General features: G+C 47.1%; 4 protein-coding genes and 1 pseudogene. 2 read left to right on the top strand and 3 right to left on the bottom strand.

Translation table 11 applies throughout. From position 1 onward, the window contains the following. Nucleotides 1-70 precede the first annotated feature (70 nt). Together QUA20_RS31415 and QUA20_RS31410 are read right to left on the bottom strand one after the other, a co-directional pair. Nucleotides 71-862, bottom strand: a complete 792-nt coding sequence (locus QUA20_RS31415; RefSeq protein WP_333194244.1) for an alpha/beta fold hydrolase — start codon at nucleotides 860-862, stop codon at nucleotides 71-73. A 32-nt stretch (nucleotides 863-894) separates the two neighbouring features. Then, nucleotides 895-2,094: an FAD-dependent monooxygenase gene (locus tag QUA20_RS31410; protein WP_333194243.1), complete on the bottom strand. Its 1,200-nt coding sequence runs from the start codon at nucleotides 2,092-2,094 to the stop codon at nucleotides 895-897. Between the two features lie 240 nt (nucleotides 2,095-2,334). Here QUA20_RS31410 and QUA20_RS32245 point away from each other — a divergent pair, with 240 nt between their 5' ends. Both QUA20_RS32245 and QUA20_RS31405 read left to right on the top strand, forming a co-directional pair. After that, nucleotides 2,335-2,469 (top strand): helix-turn-helix domain-containing protein, encoded by a 135-nt coding sequence (locus QUA20_RS32245; RefSeq protein WP_445304738.1) that lies wholly within the window; start codon nucleotides 2,335-2,337, stop codon nucleotides 2,467-2,469. Continuing rightward, nucleotides 2,466-2,594, top strand: a complete 129-nt coding sequence (locus QUA20_RS31405; protein WP_333194242.1) for a hypothetical protein — start codon at nucleotides 2,466-2,468, stop codon at nucleotides 2,592-2,594. Before QUA20_RS32245 ends, QUA20_RS31405 begins: the two co-directional genes overlap by 4 nt. Nucleotides 2,595-2,937: 343 nt before the next feature. Here QUA20_RS31405 and QUA20_RS31400 read toward each other — a convergent pair. Beyond that, nucleotides 2,938-3,647: pseudogene (locus QUA20_RS31400) on the bottom strand (IS1 family transposase). Between the last annotated feature and the right edge of the window lie 165 nt (nucleotides 3,648-3,812).

Below are 3,812 nucleotides of genomic sequence, written 5' to 3'. Positions count from 1 at the left end.
CTCTACCGAAACATAAACCTATTCATATTCACTCATTTATTTATTATACATCGCTGATGTTATTAAATTTTCATTCCCTAGCAAAGGCCTCTGGCGCATCCAGCATCAGCCAGTGTCCAGTATCGGGTAGCGTAGTTGTCGTCAGCGTGGGACGGAGGACGTGGAGACTGAACGGAAAAGTGTTTGAGGGAGCAATAATGGCGTGGGCTCGTGTTCCAGGGGCTGCTAGGTAGCGATCGAGAGCATCAACAGCTTCAAAGGCAAACATCCCGCGAGACATTCCAGACAGGCAATCCTGTGGAGTCGCCGCCAAGCAAGCGAGTATCCGATCGCGCGTCTGGGCCCTGCTTCCTGTCAGTGCCTCATTGAAGCTGGTTTCCACAGCAGCCCGCCAATCCTCGGTCTCCAGAGCCCTCTGGTAGGGGACGATCCGTCCCTCGTGCACCTCTGCAGGCACCTTGGTAAAATCTCCAGGTGGGTCTGCCAGGATCAACTGCGCGATGCGGTGCGGTGCGCTGGCTGCTGTGGCGAGGGCAATACAAGCACCGAAACTGTGCCCGACGATCGCCACTCGATCGAGTCCCAGCCCATCCAGTACGGCGAAAACATCCGCTGCACAGGAGGCGGGCGCATAGTTGCCGTCCTCCGGCGGTGCAGAATCACCGTGTCCCCGCATATCAAGGGCGATCGCGCGTCGGGTACGGGCGACACGGGCAAGCTGGGCATCCCAGATGCTCGCAGAAACCGCCATACCGTGCACGAACACCACCGGCAGCGGTTCCGACTCCCCAGCGCTGGCAGGGGGGCTGGCTTCGATGATGTGAATAGTGCCGATCGGTCCTTTGAGAGTTGTCGATCGCATACAATTTTCTCCTAATTTTGAATTTCCTCTTTTCATACAACCAATTTTACTTGCGTTACTCCTTGGCGCAATTCATACTGTCCTTTCACCCAAAATTGTTTAATTTTTTCACCCAAAAACGGAGCCGTTTGCATCATCAACAAACGCAACAATCCATTTTTTCGCAGTTGTTCGCCTTTCCACGCTTCTTGTGCTTGAAGTTGTTGGGCGCGAATAATTTCTGGTTCGCGTTCTGCCTGAATCCGCGATAATGCTAAGTCAATATCCTCGTAATTAGCCCCTGCTTTCAATAAAGGTACAAGGTGATTGGCGGCAACAATTACATCGCGGAACGCCATGTTAATTCCTTGAGCGCGAACCGGAGACATGGGATGTGCAGCATCCCCCAAAAGTATGATTCCTGGCCTATGCCAGCGCGGACAGCGACCAACCACAACAGATAATCGCATCGGAGATTCGATCGTATCCGCACAGTTGCGGAAATGTTCTGCCATCCACGCAGGCGATCGCGATGCGAAAGTTTCTGCCCAGTCTGTGTGTTTCCGATCCGTTTTGTCATCTGCCGATAGCACCCAAGCCAGATGAAGTTTTCCTGATTCTGCCCCATGAAAGACACTGAATCCGCTACCGCCATTGAGGATGGAATAAAATACATTATCCGCCACAAACCGAGGATGAGCGGCAAGTTTAAACCACAGAACATCTATACTCTTATGCTGTTTTACTAACTCTAATTCTGCACGTTGTCGTACAACCGAGTTTCTACCATCTGTACCAATCACAAGTGCAGCAGGAATCTCTCGCCCATCTCCTAGCTTTACACCCGCAATGCGATCGTTGCTGTAGAGTAAATCTTTTACGGGAACACCTGAGATAAATTCAAACTCTGGATGTAACTGAGCTTCTGAAATTAGTGTTTCTAGCAAAGGCGGTTGCGATACCAGCGTACAAGGTCGATTTGACCCCATTGGCTCATCAACTCGAAATAGTTGCCGATCGCCCACAATGAATTCCCAGGCATCAATTTGTCGGTGTGGAACACCTTCTAGGATTGTGGATAAGCCCATTTGGGCGATCGCATCCAATCCGCTAGGCATTAACGCTTCACCGCGAAACACTCGGTAGGAATCTTTTGCCGCCTCAACCAACGTTACGGCAATACCTCGTTTCACCAGCAGCAAGGCAAGTGCCGCACCAGTTGGTCCCGCTCCCACAATTACAACTTGCGTCATTGCCATTTCCCATTGCTTTTTAATGTATTTCCCAGCTTAATTTTTATCCTAACAATACTTCGGACAGTTTTTGATTGCAAACCGTAGAATAAGGGTTTCAAGGCTCCAAGGCAATCGAGCTACCAACGAAAAATCGAAGGTTTCAGACTACGAACTAAAACAGTCCGGACTATTGTCCTAATAGATAAAGCAAATTCCATGTATATACGATACAGTGTATTTAGTAAATAACCCAAAAAAATTAAACCTTATTCGAGCGAGACGAGTAAGAAAATAGTTAAAATTTATGAACAAGGTGATACATCAATTAGGAAAGTAGCGGCCAGATTTGATGTAAGTAAAGGGTTGGTTCAAAAAATCAACAAAAACAAATGACTGGTCATATTCAACCCAAACAACAGGCTGGAAGTCTTAACAGTTTGTTAAACTCGCCGCGCACAAATGAATCGATCCAGATGGCAGAAAAATATCCGGATAGCACGCTGTCAGAACCCAAGTGAATATTGGCGTTTGAACTACAAGGAAGCTGTCAATCATAGGATCATGTGGAGCGAACTACAAAAACAAAATTTGACGCGAAAAAAAGACCGTACGCAGCAGTCAGTCTGCCACTGAAAGATTGCAAACTTTGAGGTCTTCCTTTTTGGGAAAAACTGAAAAATATCGACCCCTATCAACTCGTTTTTTGGATAATAAAATGGGTGTTGTATTGGCGTTAACAAGAACCCGTGTACGTTCAAAATGTAGTAGAATATACGATTTAAAACCATTTTATCGGGGAGTTCTCATTCACCGTAGTCGGAGCAATCAGCTTAACACAAGGGTAGTGGTGAATAGTAATGGTCAAGAGCGAAGAGAGGCATTGTAATGATGCACAAAGTACCAAATAGCACCAATATGGTTACTCAATTTCTTGGAGAACGACCAGGTTTTACGAACCAATCGCCCCACTCGCTGTCGCAGCGTGTTGTTGAATCGCTCTTGGGTAACTGGTTTTTCCCGTTTCTTTGCCAACGGCCCCATGACGCTTACTCGGTAGCACCTGTTCATACGCTTCCCAAAAATCGGTGTAGTAGATCCCACACTGGCGGTAAACGGGCGGCAAGGATTGCCAAAGCTTTGTTGCTGACTGCCGAGAACGATCTCCAACGAAGACCCCAACAATCTCACGGCTATCGGCATCAATGGCTAACCAGATCCATTGTTTGTTCTCTTTGGAACCCACAAATGACCACATCTCCGGCAAGCTGAATCGTCAGCCGACCTACTTTTTTTTTAGTGACTTCTATGACCTTTGAAGTCTCGTAGAACTTCTGATTGACATACAGTTGTAGCCAACGTTCAGAAACACCAGTTACTCGTGCAATCGCTGCCAGCGCAAGGCGTTCGAGCAACAACTTATCAATCAATCGACGAGTTGCCTCATCAATCGGTTGTCGGCTCGCATTCTCGACAAACTGCCGATTGCAGTCTTGACACCGGAATCGCGGTTTGCCGTAATGAGTATGTCCGTATTTGATTATTTGAGCGGATTGGCATTTGGGACAGTTCATTGAGTCGTCTGCAATGGTTGAATATCCTCGCTTACCAGCTCAGGGTAAACGCATCTAAATTAAGTTGACAAAAAATCATATTTGTGCTTGAGCTAGTATCTGAGAAAACCATTCTTAAAACTCTTAAATCTGATGCAATTAACCCAGTTAAAATCGAGCTTTAAG

Origin of the sequence: Microcoleus sp. Pol7_A1 (assembly GCF_036701085.1) — a bacterium.
Classification (GTDB): Bacteria; Cyanobacteriota; Cyanobacteriia; order Cyanobacteriales; family Microcoleaceae; genus Microcoleus; species Microcoleus asticus.
This window is presented reverse-complemented; position numbering and strand designations above follow the sequence as displayed.

Coding starts and splice junctions, on each gene's coding strand:
- QUA20_RS31415 (WP_333194244.1), bottom strand. CDS start 862: ATGCGATCGACAACTCTCAAAGGACCGATCGGCACTATTCACATCATC.
- QUA20_RS31410 (WP_333194243.1), bottom strand. CDS start 2,094: ATGACGCAAGTTGTAATTGTGGGAGCGGGACCAACTGGTGCGGCACTT.
- QUA20_RS31405 (WP_333194242.1), top strand. CDS start 2,466: ATGACTGGTCATATTCAACCCAAACAACAGGCTGGAAGTCTTAACAGT.